Consider the following 20861-nt stretch of genomic DNA (forward strand, 5'->3'; position numbering starts at 1 on the left):
ACTCGACAAATTTTGGCAAGTTTAATAACGTGCACACCATTAGAGTTAATAAATAAACGCCGATGAAAACAAATTTAATTACCCGCGAAGGCTATTTGCAACTACAACAAGAGCACGACCACTTATGGAATGTTAAGCGCCCCGAAGTAACTAAAATAGTAAGTTGGGCTGCAAGCCTTGGCGATCGCTCTGAAAACGCCGATTACCAATATAACAAACGCTTATTGCGCCAAATTGACCGCCGCGTACGCTATTTACGTAAACGCTTACCCGATTTAAAAATTATTGATTACTCGCCGCAGCAAGCCGGCAAAGTATTTTTTGGTGCTTGGGTAGAAATAGAAAACGAGCAAGGTGAAATTAAAAAATTTAGAATTGTGGGCCCCGATGAAATTTATGACCGCAAAGATTATATTTCAATTGACTCACCTATGGCACGGGCATTAATTAAAAAGCAAGTAGATGACGATTTTGAAGTGCCCACCCCACAAGGAAATAAAGAATGGTACGTAAACAGTATTGAATACCAAAAATAACACCCCATTACATTAATAAGAGATAAAAACCTTGATTCAGATCATATTAACTTTTTATTGTGTAATCTAATTGAGTACGATATAAGAGAGTAAGCCAGGTTACTTGGTTAACCTGAATTTTTTAAGGTAGTGGTTATGTCAAACTTAGTACAGCGCATATTTAGTAATGCCGTATTGTTTGCACTTGTAATGAGTGTAAGTTTGTCTCTGCATGCCAATACCACTCAAGTAAGCTTAGATAACGCAACTGTATCTAATCATTTTATTGCTTGTGAATTTCCTGACCAAGCAACCCCCGACATTGACTTAGACTCCCACGTTAATGCCATTACTATTAGGCTGTTTCAACTGCTTCCTAATACCACTTTATCTTTTTACCAAAGCACAAACTTAGACCGCCCTTTTAGCACGGCGTACCAACGTGGACCACCTAGCTATTTAATTTAATTCACAATTTTTGCTTTTTGATTAAATTTTATAACGAATAAGGTGACTACTATGTCTAACTTTAAAGAATTACGTACCCAAAATATTTCTCATGGCGTTATTGCAAGCACATTCGAAGACGAACAACCATTAATTGATTTAACGTCTCCGGCGTTAAAAGTAGTTAATAACTTTACCCAAAAAACTCCTATTCGCGCACAGCACGAAACCACAATAGCACAAGCGCTTAAGCAAGTTATTGCTGAACATTCAGACTATGTGCTAGTAACCGACGACGAGAATAAGTTAATTGGTATTGTTTCAAGTGCTGACCTACAAAGCGCTAAAATTACGATTATTGCTCAGCGTTTAAATACAACGCGGGGTGAATTAAGCTTACGTCATATCATGACACCTATTAGCCAATTAACGGGTGTAAGCATGCAAAGTTTAAGCTATGCATGTATAGGCGATGCACTACAAACAATGGAACATCAAGGCAATATGTTTTTATTAGTGACTACAGCTAATAACGAAATTTGCGGGCTAGTGTCAGCGCGCCAAATAGCAAAAACGTTGCATATTCCGGTGCATATTACCCCTATTGCTCACTCGTTCAGTGATGTTTTAGAAAGCGTAGAACACCCGCACTAAAGGGTGCTTTTTACACGCCAGTTCCTAGCTCCAACCAACCATCTTAAAGCAAGAAAAATTGCTTGCTTTAAGAGCTTTTTATTACAACCTGCTGTGATATTATTCAACTAATAAATACCTGCCAACCTCATTAAATAACAACTTTAATAAGCTGGGTATAACAGTACCAGAGGGAACTTCTGGTTTTATTTTTTGTATTAAAAGGTTTTTGCATGAGCGATATCTCTGCACGTTTAGCCAGTGAGCTAAATGCACAACAGCAACAAGTTGTTGCTGCTACAAAGTTACTTGATGAAGGGGCAACCGTTCCTTTTATTGCGCGCTACCGTAAAGAAATTACCGGCGGTTTAGACGACACCCAATTACGTCTTTTAGAGCAGCGTTTATCGTACTTGCGTGAGCTTGAAGAGCGCCGTAGCTTTATTTTATCAACCATCGAATCGCAAAATAAATTAACACCAGAGCTTAGTGCCGACATTGCCAGTGCACAAAGCAAAACTGAGCTTGAAGATTTATACCTGCCTTACAAAGCTAAACGCCGCACTAAAGGCCAAATAGCCATTGAAGCAGGCTTAGAGCCACTTGCGGATGCACTTTTTAACGACGCAAACTTAGACCCTGAGCAACACGCGCAGCAGTTTATTAATGCCGATAAAGCCATTAACGATACCAAAGCAGCTCTTGATGGCGCTAAATTTATTTTAATGGAACGCTTTGCCGAAGATGCAAAGTTACTTGCTAAATTTAGAAGCCATATAAGCCAACACGGCGCGATTCAAAGCACATTAATTGACGGCCAAGAACAAGCGGGTAGTAAATACCGCGACTATTTTGATCATCAAGAACCACTTAAAAAAGTCCCTTCGCACCGCGCACTTGCTATGTTGCGCGCTCGTAATGAAGGCATTTTACAATTAAGCGTTAACCCAGAGCCAAGCAGCGAAAATGCAGCGCAGCTATGTGCACAAATGATTGCCGATCACTACCGCTTAGATGTTAAATACAAAGCAGCAAGTGCATGGTTATTAGGTGTAGTGCAGTGGGCATGGAAAATTAAATTAGGCCTTCACCTAGAAAACGAATTTTTAGCCGCTATGCGCGAAAAAGCCGAAACCGGCGCTATTGATGTATTTGCTAAAAACTTAAAAGATTTACTTATGGCCGCCCCAGCTGGGCCGCGCACTACACTTGGCCTCGATCCAGGTTTACGCACGGGGTGTAAAATAGCAGTAGTAGATAGCACAGGTAAATTGCTCACTACCCAAACTATTTTTCCGCATGCGCCACAAAATCATTGGGATAAGTCACTACGTACGTTAGAGCAACTTTGTCGCCAACATAAAGTAGAGCTTATTGCGATTGGTAACGGCACGGCATCACGCGAGTCTGATAAGCTTGTAAGTGAGCTAATTAAAGCTAATACAGAGCTTAAATTAAATAAAATAATGGTGAGCGAAGCCGGCGCATCTGTGTACTCAGCATCTGAGTTTGCAGCAAACGAATTCCCTAACTTAGATGTATCTTTACGCGGAGCTGTATCTATTGCCCGCCGCCTTCAAGACCCGCTTGCCGAGCTTGTAAAAATTGAACCTAAGTCGATTGGTGTAGGCCAATACCAACACGATGTATCTCAAAGTCAGCTAGGCCAAACACTTACTGCAGTAGTAGAAGACTGTGTAAACTCGGTAGGCGTAGACTTAAACATGGCATCGGTACCACTACTTACTCGTGTATCTGGTTTAAATAAAACCTTAGCGCAAAATATCGTTAATTACCGCGATACTAACGGCACATTTGCTAAACGTAGTGAACTTAAAAAGGTTGAGCGTTTAGGACCTAAAGCGTTTGAACAAGCTGCAGGCTTTTTACGTATTAATAACGGTAAAGACCCACTTGATAATTCTTCGGTTCACCCTGAGGCATACCCTGTAGTTAAATCTATTTGCGAGCGCAATAATCTTGACGTAAATAGCTTAATTGGAAACAGCGACTTTTTAAATAAACTTGCTGCAAATGACTACACTGACGAAAAATTTGGTTTACCAACTGTTACCGACATTATCAAAGAGCTTGATAAACCAGGCCGCGATCCGCGACCTGAGTTTAAAACAGCTGAGTTTAAGGCCGGTGTTGAAAAAATCAGTGACCTTAAACCAGGTATGATTTTAGAAGGTGTAGTCTCTAACGTAGCTAACTTTGGTGCGTTTGTAGATGTTGGCGTACACCAAGATGGCCTGGTGCATATTTCAGCTATTACTAATAAGTTTATATCTGATCCGCGCGAAGTTGTTAAAGCTGGCGACATTGTAAAAGTAAAAGTAGTTGAAGTAGACGCCGCGCGTAAACGCATTAGCTTTACTATGCGCTTAGACGATGAGATAGACACCAGCAATAAACCCGCAGCCGCACCACAAAAGCAACGTAATAATACGCAACAGCCTCGCGCAGCTAAGCCAAAGCGCGATAACGGTAATGCAATGATGGGCAACGCCTTTGCAGATGCATTTGCTAACGCAAAAACTAAAAAGTAGCCACGCTTACTAAACTAAAAAAGCCGCAATAGCGGCTTTTTTATTATTTAAATCTTTTAATACTCTCTGCTAGCTAATTATACCAATGCGCCTAATTGAGTGATGTATTTTCAGTGTAAAAAATTGTGTCGCAAAATAATTAACTATTACTGCAGATTGGTATTAGCCATATGCTGAAAAACCACTCTCATTTTGTGGTGAACTCGTCATTTGGTAAAAATTAGCAATACGCCCAGCTCGAGCGTCTACTTCTGGATCTCGATTTTGCTCGTTATTCACTTCATTTTCTGATTCTGCTGTACGCGTATCGTTTACAGATAAGGTATTTTGCGATTCATCGGCTTGCTCTTGTTCATCAACAGGTGTAGCAAGCTCAGCTTGTGCTGCGGCCATTTTTTGCGTTGCATCGGCTGCAATTGCTCTATCAGCACTTGAAGGTTCAGCAGGGGCAAGTGCGGCTGCGCGTACTGTTTGCATTTTATCTATAGTGGCTTGTGGGTCACCAGGGATTTCAGATACATCAATTTGCACCTCGCCACCTACGGCGTAATTAGTGCCATCTGGGCCGCGCTGATATTCATAGCTTGGTGAGCCTGCATATTGCCCGCCAACAGACGCATGAGCTTGTTCATGAACACGTACTTCTGTGTCACGTGCTTTAAGCTCTTTAATTTGCTGCTGTTCTATTTCAAGTTGTTGTTGCTCTTGCTCTTCCTCGGCGGTGTCTTCACTTGCTTGCTGATTTTGCTGCTCGGTATTTGAGTCATCAGCATTGCCTTCTTCGCGCTGCTCAACTGTTTGCTCGTCACTTAACTTACCAGTTGCATCGTATGTGGCTACCTCAGTGCTACTTGGTAATCTTGCTTTGTCTGCATCGCTTTGTGCTTTGGTTTCGGTATTGCTAGCGCTATTTGGCGCAGGGGCAGGAATAACTTCGCGCAGTTGGTTGTCACGCCGAGCGGTTTCCGTATAAACGTTCGCAGTGTTTATATTGATAGACGGAAATGGCGTGACAATATTCATAACAGCTTAAACTTTAATATCAACTAATGTGCCAAGCACTTCATCAGCAGTTTGGATAGATTGCGTGTTAGCCTTGGCATTAAACTCTTCAACTTTTAGGTTAACTAAGGCTTCATCAACTCGAGCTGGTTGTGACACCGGCGCTGTTACTGCTTCATCAGGGCTCGCTGCTGTTAACTGGCGTTGCTGTGCTAGTTGAGTATCGTCTTGCTCTTCAATGGTGGCACGGTTAATCTCAGCGCTTGCTCTTTCTATACCTTGGCTTGCACGATTAAACCCTTCTACACCACTATTAAATACAGAACCAATAGCCATGTTGTACCTCCAATAAATTTAATATTGTTTAATTATCGCTCACTTCATAGGCAAAATAAAGCTTTAAACCCCACGTTTATTAGCGCTATTTTAAAGCATTGATTTAACGGCAGATAAAAACTCTTTTTTATGAGATATAAATGGCGCATGCGAGGCTTTATCTAATACTGCGTATTCAAACTCAGTATTTAGTGCTGCCATTTTGCCTATTGCTTTATAAGGTACCAGTGCATCTAAACGGCCAAAGATGGCTTTTATAGGCACTGGGCAATGAGCAAATAAATTTCGTAAATCGTCGGTTTGTAAAATATCTAAACCGCCGCTCAATGCTTGCGTATTTGGTGGCTTATATTGATTTAATAATTGTTTTAGCTGCTTTATGTCGTCGCGGGCTGTCTCGCTGCCCATGGCTTGTATAGCCAAAAACCGTTCGATGGTTTTTTCTCGATGATTAATTAACTGCTCTTTAAATTGCTCAAGCACAGTGGCTTTTATACCAGGCCAATCATGCTGCTCAGCAAAAAATGGGGTTGAAGCTACTAAAATAACTTTTGAAACTTTTTCAGGCCAATGCTTAGCAATGTATAACGCAAATAAACCACCTAACGACCAACCCATTAATATAGAGCCTGTTTTAAGCTGCTCACTTAAATGCTTAGCTGCATCATGCAAGTTATAAGGGGTTGGGCAGCTACCGCTATTACCAAAACCTGGCAAGTCAATGCTGCGCACTACGCCGCTATACAAAAACTCTAACTCAGGCTGTACTAATTGCCACACACCTTGATTCATTCCCCAACCATGTAATAAAACTAACTCGCTTTGCATATTTGCCTAACCTTTACCAAACTTAGCCACATCATAACGCTTACATGAGCGAAAGCAACGCAAGGATTGCCAGTGCAACAGTCTATTATTAATTGGTTATTTCCCTCCTATTGCGTGCAGTGTCAGGAGGTTATTAATTCAGAAAATGGTTTATGCGAACATTGCTTATCTGATCTCACTGTATTTGATTTAAACAAACACACTAATTTATTACATCGACCAGATATTGTAGAAATGTTCCCAAACTGTGAGTTTGATAGATTATTTGCATGTGCTTTTTATCAGCCTCCTTTTGAGCACTGGTTAAAAAGGCTGAAGTTTAATAACCAAATACATTATAAAAAGGCGTTACAGCAAGTAATTACAAAGGAACTCGCCACCTTCTTTGAGCACTTATCTACTAAGCCTGACTTTTTTATTATTTTACCCCTACATAAAAAGCGATTTTTAAAACGCGGATTTAATCAAGTAAGCCAAGTATGGCAGCCCTGTATAGCAAAGCACGGTGATGTGAGTAATGCACTTGTTCGTAATAAAGCCACGCAAGCGCAGTCGCAATTATCTAAAGCAAAGCGCATTAAAAATTTAAAAAACGCCTTTATTTGCACCCAAGATATGAGCGGTAAAACAGTAGCGATTATAGATGATGTTATGACTACAGGCGCTACACTTAACGCCGCTACGCAGGTATTAAAGCAAGCTGGCGCTAAACAGGTATGGGCATTTACAACCTGTTTAACGCCACTTTAAGTGCTATTTAATTACCACTAACACGAAATGTATGACCGAAAAACAAAGCATTACTTAATAAGCGGCTTGTGCCATACCAGTAACCTCTAAATACAGGGTTATCAGTCATGGCAATGACACTTCCGCGCCCGTAAGAGTGTGCAATCATGGCTGCTGCACCTGCAATTTGCTGCTCATTTACGCCATCGGTAAAGCCTGCAAGCAGTGGCTTTTTGGGGTATGTGAGTATATTTACAAACGGCGCCTCTGATTTTTCTAATAACCAAGTGCTGTTTTTAAATACCGGTAACGTATCGCGATTTAGTGAAAACGTAAGCGGGTGCGTGGTATCAACATCGGTATTAAAAATGGCGCCGGCAATGCGTTGGCGTCCCGCTAAGTGATCTTTATCGGCGTAGCTCAAGCCCTTTGTTTTAAAAGCACTGGCTACGTCTTGTCTTGATAAATAATTCGCTTTAAGTAATTGTTGGTCGGCTAAAAACTTAGCGCCACCTTTGTGCCCCCAAATTACGCCGCCTTTTCTTACCCAACTTTTAATAGCGACTTTATCGCTATCGGGTAAACCTGAATAGTTGCCATTGGCCAATACAATATGACTGTAGTTTGCTAAATCAATACTGCCTAAGCGCTCCATTTCAACAATTGTTGGGGCAATACCTACAAAGCGATCTAGGTAGTACCAAACCTCGCCAGCTTCGTATTGGCTTACACCTTTACCGCCAACCAGTAGCACTTTAGGCTCTTTTAATACTGCCATAGTACGCGACCCTAAATCGGCACCTTTACTCGTTAGGCCTGTTGTAATGGGCTTAATCGCAATACCAAACTGCGACTGCGCTTTATTTAAAATAGCCACCCAATCGCTTTGGGTTTGTAGCCCTGCAGGTACAATAATGCTACCAGGCGCAAAGTTTATTTCTCCAGAGTGCGATTTAGCCGTTAAAGCACTGAGTGCAACTCGGGCTTTTACACCTTGCTTTAATAAGCTGTTTAACATTTTGGGGGCTAAATAATCATCCCATGCAAAGCCAAAAGCATATTCTGTTTTTAGCGTAGCAAATGAGGGCATTACCGCCTTTTGCCACGCCGTACTTGCCACTTCTAGGCCCCAACTGCTTTTTACTTGAGCAAACTCTAAGTTAAAGGCATGAGCAAGTGTCCAACCCGACACATCGTAAAATGTGTTGTCGGCAAAGCTTTTTTGCTCGCTAAAAATGGCTTTAACTAATCTAAACTGAGGTTGTGCCAGTGGAACAAAGTAACTATTTGTAGAAAAGTTTTTACCCTTGGCTTTAAGCGTTTTGGTAAGTGGGTAAGCATTTATTTGATGCTGCTTTAGTAGATTTAAAAATAGTTTAATTCGGGTGCTGTCTTTAGCGCCTTCCACTACGTAACCTTCAAAGCTTTCATCATGTGCTAAATCAATGACTTGGTTATAAAATTTAGCCTGATAAGTTAATAAGGCCTCGCGGTTATCAACAGCGGCTTTAAAGGTTGATAAGCTTGTTAGCAACTGATTTTTAATAGTAAAAGCAAAGGTGAGAGTACCATTTATGGTTTCTTGAACATGACCACGCGAGCTTGCTTGTTCAAATAAAATCCCAATACCGCCGTTTACATCAGGGTAGGTAGACCCCTTACCGTAGTAAAAGTCATCAAAGCTTTCTTCGGTAAAATAAAGTGCATTATTTTTATCTAACGTTTTTGCATGGTAGTTAGCAATAGCTTTAGTAAGCGTTACGTTTTCGTCAGGCGTAATTGGGTGTTTACGACTGGCAATACCGGGCTGAAAAAAGTAGCTGCTATTAGGCCCCATTTCATGAAAGTCAGTTAAAATATTTGGCTTCCAATGATGAAATTTAGCTATACGTGCACGCGACTCTGGGTGTTGTAGTAATAGCCAGTCGCGGTTTAAATCAAACCAATAATGGTTGGTTCGGCTACTTGGCCAGCTTTCTACATGTTCACGGGTTTTAGGATCGCTGGATAAGTTCATGCCTCGGTTGCTGTTTGCCCAGTTAGCAAAACGGGCAAGTCCGTCAGGGTTAAGTGATGGGTCGAGCAAAATAATGGTGTTGTTTAATAGCTCTTCTATTTCTGGGCCTTGCGCTGCAGCTAAATAATAAGCCACCAGCAAAGCTGCATTACTACCTGATGATTCGTTGCCATGCACACTATAACCCATCCAAACCACGGCCGGCTCATTTTGAATGCTTTTGGCTTGCTCATTATTGGCTAAACGCGCTAAATGTGTTTGGCGAATTTGCTCGAGATTAGCGAGCTTTTCTGCAGTACTAATGCTTAGCATAACCAGCGGGCGTTGTTCGTGGGTGCGCCCTATTATTTCAAAATTAATGCGGTCACTTTTTTGCGCTAATATTTCCATGTAACGTACAAGTTGGTCGTGCCTTACGTGCCACTCACCCACTTCAAAACCAAGTACCTCTTGGGGTGTAGGAATGGTTTTATCAAATTCTACATCTTGTTCAAAATAATACGAAAGTGGTTTTGCCATACTTGAAAAGCTAAGCATTGCCACCATTATAGTTACTATCCAGCGCATATAAATCACTCTAAAAATGTTTGTTATTTGCACGCTAGCATTGCTTAAAATAGATGCCAACTTTTTACGCTCAACACTAGCCGCAACACGATGAGCGGAGTATGATATGCAGTATCCGAGTAATTTAGTCAAGTATAGACGGTTTTATGATTTCAATTTCCGAAACAGCACAAGCGCATTTTGCTAAACTTTTAGCAGATCAAGCACAACAAACTAATATTCGTGTGTTTGTTGTAAACCCTGGTACATCACAAGCGGAGTGTGGTGTTTCTTATTGCCCAGAAGACGCTGTAGAAGACAGCGATATTCGCCTTAACTTTAATGGTTTTGACGCCGTAGTAGATACAGAAAGCGCACCATTTTTAGAAGACGCTGAAATCGATTTTGTTACCGACAAAATGGGGACTCAGCTAACGCTTAAAGCACCTAATGCAAAGGCTCGTAAAATTGGCGAAGACGCTACATTAAACGAGCGTGTACAGCACATGCTAGAAACTGAAGTAAACCCGCAACTTGCTAACCATGGCGGTCAAGTAAGCCTTGTGGAAGTAACAGCTGAGGGCATTGCTGTTCTTCAATTTGGTGGTGGTTGTAATGGTTGCTCTATGATCGATGTAACCCTTAAAGAAGGCATCGAAAAAGAGATGATTGCTAAATTTGAAGAAATCACCGGTGTTGCCGATATTACCGAGCACCAAGCGGGCGATCACTCTTATTATTAAGCAATAATGTTAAAGCCGCTTATATATCGCTTAGGGAGCAACCCTAAACTGAGCTTAAAGCGCTTTTTTCGCGGCTTAGCACTGTTTGTGCTAGCCGTGATATTTATTACCCTTGGTTATTACACCCACTTTAGTTTACAAATTATCGGCGTAGCTATTTTGATTCCGGCTTTGTTTTTTGCCGCATGGGGCTACAGCGGTATTTTTGCTAACCGATTTTCGCAAGTTTTAAAAGATATGGGCCTTAAAAATCACGACCCAGACTTGTGGAAATAACCTTTTAAAGCTTAATCTAGTAGCTGATTATTCGCTTTTAACTGCTGGTATTTAATAATTAACGTTACACCACGCATTAACATAAAGCAGCTCATCGCAAGCCATAACGCGTTATTTTGCCACTCTATAAACACCCAAAATACCCCAAAAAAGCCAACCCCCGCTGACAGTATCATGCTATTGCGCATATTTTTTGCCCGTGTAAGCCCTACAAATACACCGTCAAATAAAAAGCAGCTCATAGCTAACATAGGTAACACGATTACCCAAGGTAAGTAATGTGTGGCCTCTTGAATTACTTCTGGCACATTGGTTAAAAGCTTAATTATGGCACTACCAAACAAGGCAAAAAAGGCGCTATATAAAGCCCCAAAAAGCATGCCCCAAAACACACTTATTTTTACCCACATCCTTATTTTTTTGACGTTTTGCTGGCCTTTTGCTTGCCCTACTTTGGCTTCACTTGCGTAGGCTATACCATCTAAAGCAAAGCTCACTAGCATTAAAAAGTTCAGTAATACAGCATTAGCTGCAAGCGTTGTTTCGCCTATACGCGCGCCATAAAAAGTCATAAAGCTAAAACATAACTGCAGTATTAAAGAGCGAATAAATATATCGCGGTTTAAACTTAGTAACTCAGCCATTTTACTAATACTTAACCAGTTTGGAACACTTAGCTCAACCCCTTGCTTTTTAGCTAGTTTAACCACTAAAAATAAGGCAAATATTAAAGCGCTGTAATCTGCAATGAGTGAAGCCCAAGCAGCCCCTGCTACAGCCCAATCTAAATACACCACAAAATATATATCGAGCACTATATTGGTAATATTGGTCACAAGTAGTAAATAAAATGGCCCTCGACCATAATGCACACCTAACATCCAGCCTAATAGCACTAAATTACAAAGCGCTGCAGGCGCGCTAAAAATACGAATACTAAAATACTGATAGGCCTGAACAAGCACATCATTATTGGCGCCTGACAAAAATGCGATGGCCTGCTTTATGAGGGGGGAAAGTGCAATTAACGCCAAGGCCACACACACTGCTAACAATAAGCTGCGTTTTAAAAGTGCTGCTAACTGTGTTAAGTTATTTTGCCCGTATGCTTGGGCTACTAAGCCTGTAGTACTCATACGTAAAAAACCGGCAAGCCAGAACAAAATAGAAATAACAGCTGAGCCAAGTGCGATCCCCGCCAAGTAATGGGCACTGCCTAAATGGCCAATTACAGCGGTATCAACAATTCCTAACAGTGGGACAGTAATATTTGATAATATCATTGGACCCGCTAGCAACAGCAAGCTTTTATGGTGTGCCTTATTATGTTTAAGAAATTGTTTCATTTAGTTTTATTTACTCTCATTTGTGTATCTGTACGTGCTCATGCGGCTGTTATTTTACAGTATCATCATGTTAGCGAAACCCTGCCTGCCGTTACCAGTGTCAGTGCCAATACGTTTACAAAGCATATGAGCTATTTAAAAGAGCATAACTTTAACGTTATTCCTCTTAATGAGCTAATAACAGCACTTGAGCAAGGCAAAAATTTACCTGAAAAAACTGTCGCTATCACCTTTGATGATGGTTATAACAATAATTACGAGCAAGCTGCGCCGATTTTAGAAAAATTTGCTTACCCGTATACTATTTTTGTAAACCCAAGACTCATTGATGAAGGTAAAGGCTACGTAATGGGATGGGATAAATTAAAAGAACTTGCCGGCAAAGGCGCATTAATAGCGAACCATACCGCTCAACACGACTACCTACATATTAAGCTAGAAGGTGAGAGCGATGAACAATGGCATGCGCGTATAAAACAAGACATTCTAAACTCACATAAGCGTATTAAAGAAAAAGTAGGCCACGACTACAAGTACTTAGCCTACCCTTACGGAGAGTTTAATAAAAAGCTCCAAGCGCTAGTAAAAGAGCTTGGGTTTATTGGAATTGGTCAACATTCTGGTGCTGTAAATAAAGACTCTGATTTTACACGCTTACCGCGCTTTCCTGCCTCTGGCTTTTACAGCAAGTTAGATACCTTAATTACTAAGTTAAATTCACGTGCGTTTAATATTAAAAAACTTGATTACCAAGACAGCGTGACAGAGCAAAATCCACCTACGCTTAAAATTGAGTTTGAAATGGGGGATTTTCATAAAAGCCAGTTTGCGTGTTATGTATCGAGTGTGGGCCAAGCTAAACTAACTTGGATAAACGATTCTACCGTACAAATAGATTCACCAAAGGCGCTTAATAAAGGACGCTCACGCTTTAACTGTACAGCGCCTTCAATTGCGCATGCTGGCAGCTACTACTGGTTTTCGCAGCCTTGGGTTATTCAGTAGTTACCGCTTTGTAGCTATAAAAATCACACTTTTATAGCTTGATGCAACAAACGCTGCGTTACTTTATCTAGTGCAACTATTTCGTTAGCTGCACCTAAATCAACTGCCGCTTTTGGCATACCCCATACCACAGATGAAAACTCATCTTGCGCTAGGGTATAACCGCCCGCTTGTTTTATTGATAATAAGCCTTTTGCACCGTCGCTTCCCATGCCGGTGAGGAGCGCGGCAATTAAGTTTTTAGGTCCGCATTCTAATAACGAATTAAACAACACATCAACCGCGGGTTTATGCCGATTAACGGGCTCTGAGTCTTCGAGTTCGCAATACAAGCTAGCGCCTCTTTTTTTAATGCTCAAATGTAGTCCGCCTGGCGCTATATACGCACACCCAGCTATAAGTTTGTCGCCATGTTCGGCTTCTTTTACATTAATTGCGCATGTGCGATCCATCCGCTGTGCAAATGAAGTACTAAAAACAGGCGGTATATGCTGAGTAATAACGATAGGAGGGCAATTAGTCGGCATTTTTATAAGCACCTCTTTGATAGCCTCAGTACCACCAGTAGACGCCCCAATAGCAATAACTTTATTTAATAAAAATTGAGCGTTTGTAGGTAAAACCTCAGTGGCCGCTGTCGATTTTTTAAAGCTTCTTACTCGTGCACCTGCCGCAACCCGCACTTTTTGCTGAACCACAAAAGCATATTGGCTCATTTGCTCTTTAACATTCACGGTGGGTTTTGCAATAAAGTCAACAGCACCTAACTCTAGCGCTTCTAAGGTAATAGGTGAGCCTTGCTGTGTTAATGTTGAAATCATAACCACAGGCATAGGCCGCAGTCGCATTAAGTTTCTTAAAAAGCTAATGCCATCCATTTTTGGCATTTCAACATCTAAGGTAAGTACGTCGGGGTTAAGTAGCTTAATCATTTCGCGCGCTTGGTAAGGGTCTTCAGCGCAGCCGACTACTTCAATATCATTAGCCTGAGATAAAATTTCGCTAAGCAAACGCCTTATGAGTGGTGAATCATCAATTATCAGGACTTTAACCATTATGACTCCTAAAACAACTCTATATTGGTTTCGGTTGCTTTATCTTGTTGTTTAAGATTTTGTAGATAACGCACTTCACGTTTTTCGATCGTGTTGTTATGCAAGTTTTTAAGTTTTTTTACGTGTACTTTGCCCGTATGCGGATGAAAAAATATTTTTCGAGGCCATGGGCCTCCCATATCTTGAGCGACTACATTGAGCGCTTCTTCTTGAATGTAAGCATTTACAAAACTGATGTTGCCCAGCCCAATATCGGTCATGGCGCTAATAATTTTACCGCCACCAAACAGCTTTATTTTTAAGTTTTTCCGAGATCCGCCACCCTTTAAAACTTCATTGATTAAATATTCCATAGCCCAGTTACCATAACGACAACTTAAACTATGAGCACTATTAAGCTCTATCCCTTTTTTTACGGGCAACATAAAGTGATTAATGCCACCAATACCTGCTTTTTCGTCATAAATACACGCTGCAATGCATGACCCTAAAACAGTAGAGATGAGTTCATCATTTTTTGATACGTAAAATTCACCGGGTAGTATTTTAGCAACAACACTTGTGCGCCCCGCATCCCAATATCGCTTAATGTGCTCAAACCCGGGGATGACCGGCCTAAACTGTGCGTGCATTATGTTGCTTTTGGTACATAGTTTTTCCTAAATTTTTAAATTCAGAATGCTCTTTTCCCATACTTTCAGAGTGTCCTAAAAATAAATATCCACTGTTATTTAATGCGTTGGCGTACCGCTTAAATAACGTATCTTTAGTTTCTTTATCAAAATAAATAACAACATTACGACATAAAATTAAATCAAACTGGCCCTGCATAGGCCAATCTTGCAAAAGGTTAAGGCGTTTAAAAAAAATGTTTTTATTTAATTTTGGTTTTATTTTGTAGGTGTGGCCGTCTTTACTTTTTAGAAACCACTTTTTAAGGGTTTTATCCTCTAAACCGTTCACGTTAGCCGCGGTATATATGCCTGCTTGTGCTTTAGCTAGTACATTAGAATCAAGATCAGTGGCTAAAATTTTTACATCCCAAGAACTAGGAAATAAGTCGGCAAGCGTTATGGCTAAACTGTATGGCTCTTCGCCAGTTGAACACCCTGCAGACCAAACACGAACGCGTTTTGCGACTTTATTGCTGTTTAGCAGCTGCGGGACAATCGTGTGTTTTAAAAACTCAAAATGGTGAGGCTCTCTAAAAAAAGAAGTTAAATTAGTGGTAATTGCATTAATAAAGGCATCAAACTCTTTGTCTTTATTGCTGTTTAAGTAAGCTAAATATTCAGAAAAATTTTTTAATCTATGCTCTCTAACCCTTCTTGCTAGGCGAGAATAAACCATTTCGCGTTTATGCTCTCCAAGCACAATACCGCACGCGTTATAAACTAATGCTGCAATATCCTTAAAATCTTTATCGGTACATAAAAACTCTTTCATTGTTATACCATCCCTTGTAATGCAAGCTTGCTAGCGTATTAACTAGCAAGCTTATAGTGACTAAAACTCTTCCCACTCATCTGCAGAGTCGATAAAGTTTTCGCCTTTAGGTTGGGTATTTTTTAAATAGCCACTCGGTTTACGCGCTGGAGCTTGCTGGTGTTCAAAATGCGCACTTGGCAACGCTCCCATGCTTTGTTGCCCTAATGAGAAAAAGTGCAATAAGCGACGCATTTCATTTGCTTGTTCAGCCATTGACTCGCCCGCAGCAGATGCCTCTTCTACAAGCGCTGCATTTTGCTGGGTCATTTCGTCCATTTGCGCCACGGCTTTATTCACTTGTTCAATGCCTGCACTTTGCTCTTCAGAGGCCTCTGTTATATCTGAAATCATTTGTGTAACGCGCTGTACAGAAAGTACAATTTCTTTAAGTGTTTCACCTGACTCATTCACCAACACAGTGCCATCAGTTACTTTAGCTACGCTGTCTCTGATAAGCTCTTTAATCTCTTTTGCAGCACCCGCCGAGCGCTGCGCTAAGTTACGCACTTCACCTGCAACAACGGCAAAGCCACGCCCTTGCTCACCCGCACGAGCGGCTTCCACTGCAGCATTTAGGGCTAATAGATTGGTTTGAAAAGCTATTTCATCAATAACACCAATAATGTCGGCAATTTTTTTACTTGATTCATTAATGGCCGACATACTCGTTACAGCTCTATTAACTACCTCACCACCTTGGATTGCTTTATCGCAGGTTTCTTCTGCTAAATCGTTGGCAACTTTTGCGTTATCTGCATTTTGCCTAACGGTGCTGGTCATCTCTTCCATGCTTGAGGCTGTTTCTTCAAGCGATGAAGCTTGCTCTTCTGTACGTTGGCTTAAATCAGCATTACCTTGCGATATTTCCTCTGCACCACTGGCGACAAGCGTTGCTGATGAGTTTATGCGGTTTATAACATCTGTTAGTTTGTCTGCTGTGGTATTAGCATCCTGTTTAAGCTTATCAAACGAGCCTTGATACTCTTTTTCAATGCGTTTTGATAAATCGCCATTGGCCATAGCATCTAGCATTTGTGCTGTATCGCTTACAGCATCATCGACAATTTTAACAAAGCTATTTAAGCCTTGAGCCAGTCGTAAAAAGAAGCCTTCTTTGCCTTGCTCATCTACTCGAGTTTCTAAGTCGCCATTGCCTGCGGCGCTGACAAGTTGCGCTATTTCTTTTTCAATAGCCACTTCAGCTGTTCTGTCTTCCCACTCTACAACCGTACCAATTCGTTCTTGTTCAGGTGTGAAAATTGGGTTTGCAACAAGGCCAAAAGTACGCCCCCCGACTTTAATTTCTGCTTTGTAAGTAGTTGTTAACCTAGCCAGCAAGTTTTGTTGATGCGCTGGGTTTTTATGAAATATATCGATATTTTGTTTCATCAAGTTGGTGCTATCAAAATTTGGTAGCTCTTTTCTTAAATCATCTTGCGCAATACTCATCATCGATTTAACAGCGTTATTCATATACACAATAACGTTTGATGAATCAGCAATCATGGTATTTGTCGCTACCGTATCAAGCGCTTGTTTAACACGTAAGTTTTCTTGCGCTTCTGCGCGCTCTTGATCAGCTTTAGCTACACTTTCGGTAATATCTTCCCACTCAACAATCGTACCTAGGTGTTTTCCTTCGTGGTTAATCCAAGGCGATGCTATTAAGCTAAAAATAAGCCCTGCTAAACGCAGCTCGGCTTTGTGAGGCTGCTGTAAATTTTTTAATAATTCACGTTGGTGGGCAGGGTGTTTATGAAAATCATCGACACAGGTGCCAATTAGGTTATCAACCGAAAAATTAGGTAAAACACTTTGCAAAGCCGTTTCGCGTGCTTTAAGCATTAATTTAACCTGCTCATTCACAAACACGATATTAAGGTCTTTATCGGCAATCATTACATTCGCTTGGCAAACAGTTAACGCACTTGCAAGATCGGCTGCTTTTTTAGACTCTCGTTCAAGCTCTTTTTGCGCAGTAATATCTGTCGCGTACTTAATCACTTTATAAGGCTTACCATTTAAGTCATAAATTGGATTATAAGACGCTTGAATCCATATCTCTTGGCCTTGTTTACCTATGCGCAGGTATTCACCTGAGTCAAATTCGCCACGGCCTAATTTTTCCCAAAATTGCTTATACTCTTCTGATTTAGCATATTGCGGCTCTACAAATAATCTATGGTGCTGGCCTTTAATTTCATTAAGCTGATAACCCAAACCGTTTAAAAAGTTATCGTTTGCAGTAATAATTGTGCCATCTAAATTAAACTCTATCACCGCTTGCGACTTACCAATTGCTTCTAATTGGCCTTGTGCTTCGGCGGTACTTTTTTTCTGTGCGGTAACATCGGTTGCAAATTTTATAACCTTTAATACTTGCCCTTGGCTATCAATAATTGGGTTATAGGTTGCTTGGATCCATACCTCATGGCCACCATTGGCAAGGCGTTTAAATTCATCCGAAATAAACTCGCCATTGCGTAACCGCTGCCAAAAGTTTTTGTATTCATTACTTTGTGCTTCATCTGGCTCAACAAACATAGAGTGATGCTGGCCTTGTACTTCTTCTAGCCGGTATCCCATCGCATTTAAAAAGTTTGAGTTTGCGGTAATAATTCTGCCACTTGGCTCAAACTCAATAACCGCTAATGATTTATTTAATGCATTAACAATTAAATCGTTACTTGATTCTGACTGCTTCGGGTTACTAAACCATCCCATGCCCATCACCACCTTTATGTTTGTTTTTGTTGCTATATAGCCCGCGGGCTATATATCCATTGTTTTTTGTAAATCGATTAACGCGACCATTTTCTCGCCTACGTTGACCAATCCAGCTACATATTCACAATTATTTGAATCTGACAGGCTCGGTACCGGCTTCGCATCTTGTTCTGCGATACTGTAAACATCAGACACCGCATCCACCGCTATTCCTATTATTTTTGCGTCATTTTCAAACGTCACTTTAACTACAATAACCACTGTTAAAGGGCCATACTCAGTACTTGGTAAGCCAAAGCGTAAACGCAAATCTATAATGGGTACTATTGTGCCGCGCAGATTAATAACCCCTTTTACAAAGTCAGGGGCGTTTGGCAGTACAGTTATTTCTTCCCAACTGCGAATTTCTTGTACAGTTAATATGTCTACGCCGTACTCTTCTTCAGCCATAATGAAGGTTAAAAACTGTGTAACACCTTGCTCTTGCTGCAAGTTAATATTGGTATTTAGCTCACTTTGTTCAGAAATCATGAAGCCTCCAATGAAGTTTTAGACTCAATGATAAGCTCTTGGCTGCCAGGTTTTTTAAGCCCTGATAATTTAATTAAACCGCTAATATCTACAATCAACGAAACCCGACCATCACCCAAAATAGTCGCGCCCGACACCCCATCTACTTTTTGGTAATTAGCCTCTAAACTTTTTATTACCACTTGCTGCTGTGAAAGCAGATCATCAACTAACAACCCCACTTTTTGGTTATCGGTTTCGACCACCACAAGTAGGGTTTTATCAAGCGACTCTATGGCATTGTTATGATTAAAAATTTGATATAAACGTAAAATAGGAATGTATTCATCACGCAGCCTTAATACATCTAGGTCTTTACCTACTCGGCTTACTTTGGTGATGTCTATTTGAAGTGATTCAACAATCGAAATTAGCGGAATAATATAGGTATGCTGGGCCACTTTAACGAGCTGACCATCTAAAATGGCAAGCGTAAGTGGCAGCCTTATCGTAAAGGTAGAACCCACACCTGGCGCAGACGATACTTCAACTGAGCCATTTAACGACTGAATATTCCGCTTTACCACGTCCATGCCCACACCACGCCCAGATAGGTCGCTTACTGCATCGGCAGTTGAAAAACCGGGCATAAAAATAAGCTCATTAATTTCATCATCCGTTAGGTTACTATCAGCGGGGATGAGCTCGTTAGCAATCGCCTTTTCTTTTATTTTTTGAGTGTTTAAGCCTTGGCCATCGTCCATTATTTCGATGACAATATTACCGCCTTGATGAAATGCATTTAACGTAACGGTTCCTACTGGATCTTTTCCTGCTGCTACTCTTTGTTCAATAGTTTCTAATCCATGATCGAGGGAGTTTCTAACTAAGTGCACCATAGGGTCAGATATTTTTTCCATCACCGTTTTATCAAGCTCTGTTTGCTCTCCAATTAGTTTAAGCTCTACCTGTTTGTTGAGCTTTTGTGCAATATCGCGCACTAAGCGCGGAAATCGGCTAAACACAAAGTTAATAGGGAGCATGCGAATACGCATGACATTTTCTTGTAGGTCTCGCGTGTTGTGCGCAAGCTGTGCAAGCCCTTCTTGCAAAGATGTAATGGTTGACTCAGTAATATCTTGCTCGCTTAGTTGGTTTAACATCGCTTGAGTAATAACCAGTTCGCCAACCATATTTATTAATGAGTCAACTTTATCAATGCCGACCCTAATTGATGTAGACTCAGGCGTGGAGGTTGGCTTTTTATCAGTTGCAGGTTTAGCTTTAGGTTTGTCAGCAGCCTTTTTAGTGTCTGTACTTGGGACTGTTTCTGTAGAGCTTGCTTTGCTTTGCTCTAGCGGCTTTTCGGCTGTTGTTGTCTCATCTTCAAATAGGCCACCACATAGCTCTATTTTTATATCGGCATCATCCTCTACCCACTCAAAAACCTCTTTAATAGCAGCTTCTTTTTCACTGGTAATAAGGAAAAAGCGCCAATGTAAATAACACTCATCGCTGCTTAAATCTTTTATATCTGGGATATCATCTAAAAAAACCTGCTTTTCAAGCTCGCCCATTTCAGCCAATTCGCTGATCATAAATAATGGTTCGTTACCTGTTTTAAATAGGTGATGATGCGGTTTGAAATCAATTTGAAAGGTCGTTAACTCTGCCGTTTTTGTCGCTTCTTGAGGTTCGCTTTGAGGTGAACCAGATTGCATTTCTAGCACAACTTCAAATTGCTGTTTAAGTGTATTTGCCTCGGTTAAGTCGGGTTCTTGCTCTGATTGCAATGCAGCAAGTAAACCTCGTAAGCAGTCAACCGCTTTAAGAAGCAAATTAATATGCTCTGTTGTGAGCTCTCGCTCCCCTTGGCGTATTTGATCTAGCAAGGTTTCGAGCACGTGAGTAAAGTCAGCTACAGAATTAAAACCAAATGTTCCACTGCCACCTTTAATAGAGTGGGCAGCCCTAAAAATAGTGTTAATTGTTTCTAAGTCTTCTTCGCCAGGCTCTAAATTTAAAAGCTCGGCTTCCATGGTGTCGAGGCCTTCAAAACTCTCTTCAAAGAAAACTTCAAAAAATTGGCTTAAGTCTATACTCACG

Annotated in this window: 19 protein-coding genes; 8 read left to right on the forward strand and 11 right to left on the reverse strand. The window is 40.9% G+C overall.

All coding sequences use genetic code 11. The features are described from left to right. Positions 1–62 precede the first annotated feature (62 nt). From greB to PESP_RS15860, 4 genes are all read left to right on the forward strand, one after another. Positions 63–536 (forward strand): transcription elongation factor GreB, encoded by a 474-nt coding sequence (gene greB / locus PESP_RS15845; protein ID WP_089348883.1) that lies wholly within the window; start codon positions 63–65, stop codon positions 534–536. A gap of 135 nt (positions 537–671) precedes the next feature. Next, positions 672–983 carry a hypothetical protein gene (locus PESP_RS15850; RefSeq protein ID WP_089348884.1) on the forward strand — a complete coding sequence of 104 codons (312 nt, stop codon included), beginning with the start codon at positions 672–674 and terminating at the stop codon, positions 981–983. A gap of 51 nt (positions 984–1034) precedes the next feature. After that, positions 1035–1616, forward strand: a complete 582-nt coding sequence (locus PESP_RS15855) for a CBS domain-containing protein (RefSeq protein WP_089348885.1) — start codon at positions 1035–1037, stop codon at positions 1614–1616. Positions 1617–1828: 212 nt separating this feature from the next. After that, entirely contained in the window at positions 1829–4147 is a 2319-nt protein-coding gene (locus tag PESP_RS15860) for a Tex family protein (protein ID WP_089348886.1), read from the forward strand. A 162-nt stretch (positions 4148–4309) separates the two neighbouring features. Here PESP_RS15860 and PESP_RS15865 read toward each other — a convergent pair whose 3' ends face one another. The 3 genes from PESP_RS15865 to bioH all read right to left on the reverse strand — a co-directional run bounded on the left by PESP_RS15865 (position 4310) and on the right by bioH (position 6313). After that, positions 4310–5170: a putative metalloprotease CJM1_0395 family protein gene (locus PESP_RS15865; protein ID WP_089348887.1), complete on the reverse strand. Its 861-nt coding sequence runs from the start codon at positions 5168–5170 to the stop codon at positions 4310–4312. Positions 5171–5176: 6 nt separating this feature from the next. After that, a complete protein-coding gene (locus PESP_RS15870) occupies positions 5177–5485 on the reverse strand; it encodes a hypothetical protein (protein WP_089348888.1) in 309 nt (102 codons plus the stop codon). Positions 5486–5575: 90 nt separating this feature from the next. Then, complete coding sequence (gene bioH / locus PESP_RS15875; protein ID WP_089348889.1) at positions 5576–6313, reverse strand: pimeloyl-ACP methyl ester esterase BioH; 738 nt, start codon at positions 6311–6313, stop codon at positions 5576–5578. 72 nt (positions 6314–6385) lie between these two features. Here bioH and PESP_RS15880 point away from each other — a divergent pair, with 72 nt between their 5' ends. Next, positions 6386–7063, forward strand: a complete 678-nt coding sequence (locus tag PESP_RS15880) for a ComF family protein (RefSeq protein ID WP_089348890.1) — start codon at positions 6386–6388, stop codon at positions 7061–7063. A 7-nt stretch (positions 7064–7070) separates the two neighbouring features. Here PESP_RS15880 and PESP_RS15885 read toward each other — a convergent pair whose 3' ends face one another. After that, the gene (locus tag PESP_RS15885) at positions 7071–9626 is read right to left on the reverse strand and encodes a M14 metallopeptidase family protein (protein ID WP_089349192.1); all 2556 of its coding nucleotides are present in this window, start codon (positions 9624–9626) and stop codon (positions 7071–7073) included. A 146-nt stretch (positions 9627–9772) separates the two neighbouring features. On the opposite strand from PESP_RS15885, the gene nfuA reads away from it, so the two are divergent. Next, positions 9773–10348 carry a Fe-S biogenesis protein NfuA gene (gene nfuA, locus PESP_RS15890; RefSeq protein ID WP_089348891.1) on the forward strand — a complete coding sequence of 192 codons (576 nt, stop codon included), beginning with the start codon at positions 9773–9775 and terminating at the stop codon, positions 10346–10348. Between the two features lie 6 nt (positions 10349–10354). Then, entirely contained in the window at positions 10355–10624 is a 270-nt protein-coding gene (locus PESP_RS15895; RefSeq protein ID WP_089348892.1) for a hypothetical protein, read from the forward strand. 11 nt (positions 10625–10635) lie between these two features. Here PESP_RS15895 and dinF read toward each other — a convergent pair whose 3' ends face one another. Further along, on the reverse strand, positions 10636–11970 hold the full coding sequence (gene dinF, locus PESP_RS15900) for an MATE family efflux transporter DinF (protein ID WP_089348893.1): 1335 nt from the start codon (positions 11968–11970) through the stop codon (positions 10636–10638). On the opposite strand from dinF, the gene PESP_RS15905 reads away from it, so the two are divergent. Further along, the gene (locus tag PESP_RS15905) at positions 11950–12975 is read left to right on the forward strand and encodes a polysaccharide deacetylase family protein (protein ID WP_089349193.1); all 1026 of its coding nucleotides are present in this window, start codon (positions 11950–11952) and stop codon (positions 12973–12975) included. The genes dinF and PESP_RS15905 overlap by 21 nt on opposite strands. Positions 12976–12998: 23 nt before the next feature. Here PESP_RS15905 and PESP_RS15910 read toward each other — a convergent pair whose 3' ends face one another. From PESP_RS15910 to PESP_RS15935, 6 genes are read right to left on the reverse strand one after another with little or no spacing between them, the layout of a single operon-like run. Then, positions 12999–14030 carry a protein-glutamate methylesterase/protein-glutamine glutaminase gene (locus PESP_RS15910; protein WP_089348894.1) on the reverse strand — a complete coding sequence of 344 codons (1032 nt, stop codon included), beginning with the start codon at positions 14028–14030 and terminating at the stop codon, positions 12999–13001. An 8-nt stretch (positions 14031–14038) separates the two neighbouring features. Next, positions 14039–14662 carry a chemoreceptor glutamine deamidase CheD gene (gene cheD / locus PESP_RS15915; protein ID WP_089348895.1) on the reverse strand — a complete coding sequence of 208 codons (624 nt, stop codon included), beginning with the start codon at positions 14660–14662 and terminating at the stop codon, positions 14039–14041. Next, positions 14646–15476 carry a CheR family methyltransferase gene (locus PESP_RS15920; RefSeq protein ID WP_089348896.1) on the reverse strand — a complete coding sequence of 277 codons (831 nt, stop codon included), beginning with the start codon at positions 15474–15476 and terminating at the stop codon, positions 14646–14648. The genes cheD and PESP_RS15920 overlap by 17 nt, the downstream gene beginning before the upstream one ends. A gap of 60 nt (positions 15477–15536) precedes the next feature. Next, positions 15537–18242: a methyl-accepting chemotaxis protein gene (locus tag PESP_RS15925; protein ID WP_089349194.1), complete on the reverse strand. Its 2706-nt coding sequence runs from the start codon at positions 18240–18242 to the stop codon at positions 15537–15539. 48 nt (positions 18243–18290) lie between these two features. Further along, positions 18291–18776 carry a chemotaxis protein CheW gene (locus PESP_RS15930; protein ID WP_089348897.1) on the reverse strand — a complete coding sequence of 162 codons (486 nt, stop codon included), beginning with the start codon at positions 18774–18776 and terminating at the stop codon, positions 18291–18293. Beyond that, positions 18773–20860, reverse strand: a complete 2088-nt coding sequence (locus PESP_RS15935; RefSeq protein ID WP_089348898.1) for a chemotaxis protein CheA — start codon at positions 20858–20860, stop codon at positions 18773–18775. The genes PESP_RS15930 and PESP_RS15935 overlap by 4 nt, the downstream gene beginning before the upstream one ends. Between the last annotated feature and the right edge of the window lies 1 nt (position 20861).

The sequence above is a fragment of the Pseudoalteromonas espejiana DSM 9414 genome, assembly GCF_002221525.1.
Classification (GTDB): domain Bacteria; phylum Pseudomonadota; class Gammaproteobacteria; order Enterobacterales; family Alteromonadaceae; genus Pseudoalteromonas; species Pseudoalteromonas espejiana.

What these genes read in the sequence shown, in the direction of transcription:
- PESP_RS15870 (WP_089348888.1), bottom strand. Translation starts at nt 5,485, where the DNA reads ATGGCTATTGGTTCTGTATTTAATAGTGGTGTAGAAGGGTTTAATCGT.
- PESP_RS15905 (WP_089349193.1), top strand. Translation starts at nt 11,950, where the DNA reads ATGTTTAAGAAATTGTTTCATTTAGTTTTATTTACTCTCATTTGTGTA.
- nfuA (WP_089348891.1), top strand. Translation starts at nt 9,773, where the DNA reads ATGATTTCAATTTCCGAAACAGCACAAGCGCATTTTGCTAAACTTTTA.
- PESP_RS15850 (WP_089348884.1), top strand. Translation starts at nt 672, where the DNA reads ATGTCAAACTTAGTACAGCGCATATTTAGTAATGCCGTATTGTTTGCA.
- PESP_RS15925 (WP_089349194.1), bottom strand. Translation starts at nt 18,242, where the DNA reads ATGGGATGGTTTAGTAACCCGAAGCAGTCAGAATCAAGTAACGATTTA.
- greB (WP_089348883.1), top strand. Translation starts at nt 63, where the DNA reads ATGAAAACAAATTTAATTACCCGCGAAGGCTATTTGCAACTACAACAA.
- PESP_RS15930 (WP_089348897.1), bottom strand. Translation starts at nt 18,776, where the DNA reads ATGATTTCTGAACAAAGTGAGCTAAATACCAATATTAACTTGCAGCAA.
- bioH (WP_089348889.1), bottom strand. Translation starts at nt 6,313, where the DNA reads ATGCAAAGCGAGTTAGTTTTATTACATGGTTGGGGAATGAATCAAGGT.
- cheD (WP_089348895.1), bottom strand. Translation starts at nt 14,662, where the DNA reads ATGCACGCACAGTTTAGGCCGGTCATCCCCGGGTTTGAGCACATTAAG.
- PESP_RS15860 (WP_089348886.1), top strand. Translation starts at nt 1,829, where the DNA reads ATGAGCGATATCTCTGCACGTTTAGCCAGTGAGCTAAATGCACAACAG.
- PESP_RS15910 (WP_089348894.1), bottom strand. Translation starts at nt 14,030, where the DNA reads ATGGTTAAAGTCCTGATAATTGATGATTCACCACTCATAAGGCGTTTG.
- dinF (WP_089348893.1), bottom strand. Translation starts at nt 11,970, where the DNA reads ATGAAACAATTTCTTAAACATAATAAGGCACACCATAAAAGCTTGCTG.
- PESP_RS15920 (WP_089348896.1), bottom strand. Translation starts at nt 15,476, where the DNA reads ATGAAAGAGTTTTTATGTACCGATAAAGATTTTAAGGATATTGCAGCA.
- PESP_RS15865 (WP_089348887.1), bottom strand. Translation starts at nt 5,170, where the DNA reads ATGAATATTGTCACGCCATTTCCGTCTATCAATATAAACACTGCGAAC.
- PESP_RS15855 (WP_089348885.1), top strand. Translation starts at nt 1,035, where the DNA reads ATGTCTAACTTTAAAGAATTACGTACCCAAAATATTTCTCATGGCGTT.
- PESP_RS15895 (WP_089348892.1), top strand. Translation starts at nt 10,355, where the DNA reads ATGTTAAAGCCGCTTATATATCGCTTAGGGAGCAACCCTAAACTGAGC.
- PESP_RS15885 (WP_089349192.1), bottom strand. Translation starts at nt 9,626, where the DNA reads ATGCGCTGGATAGTAACTATAATGGTGGCAATGCTTAGCTTTTCAAGT.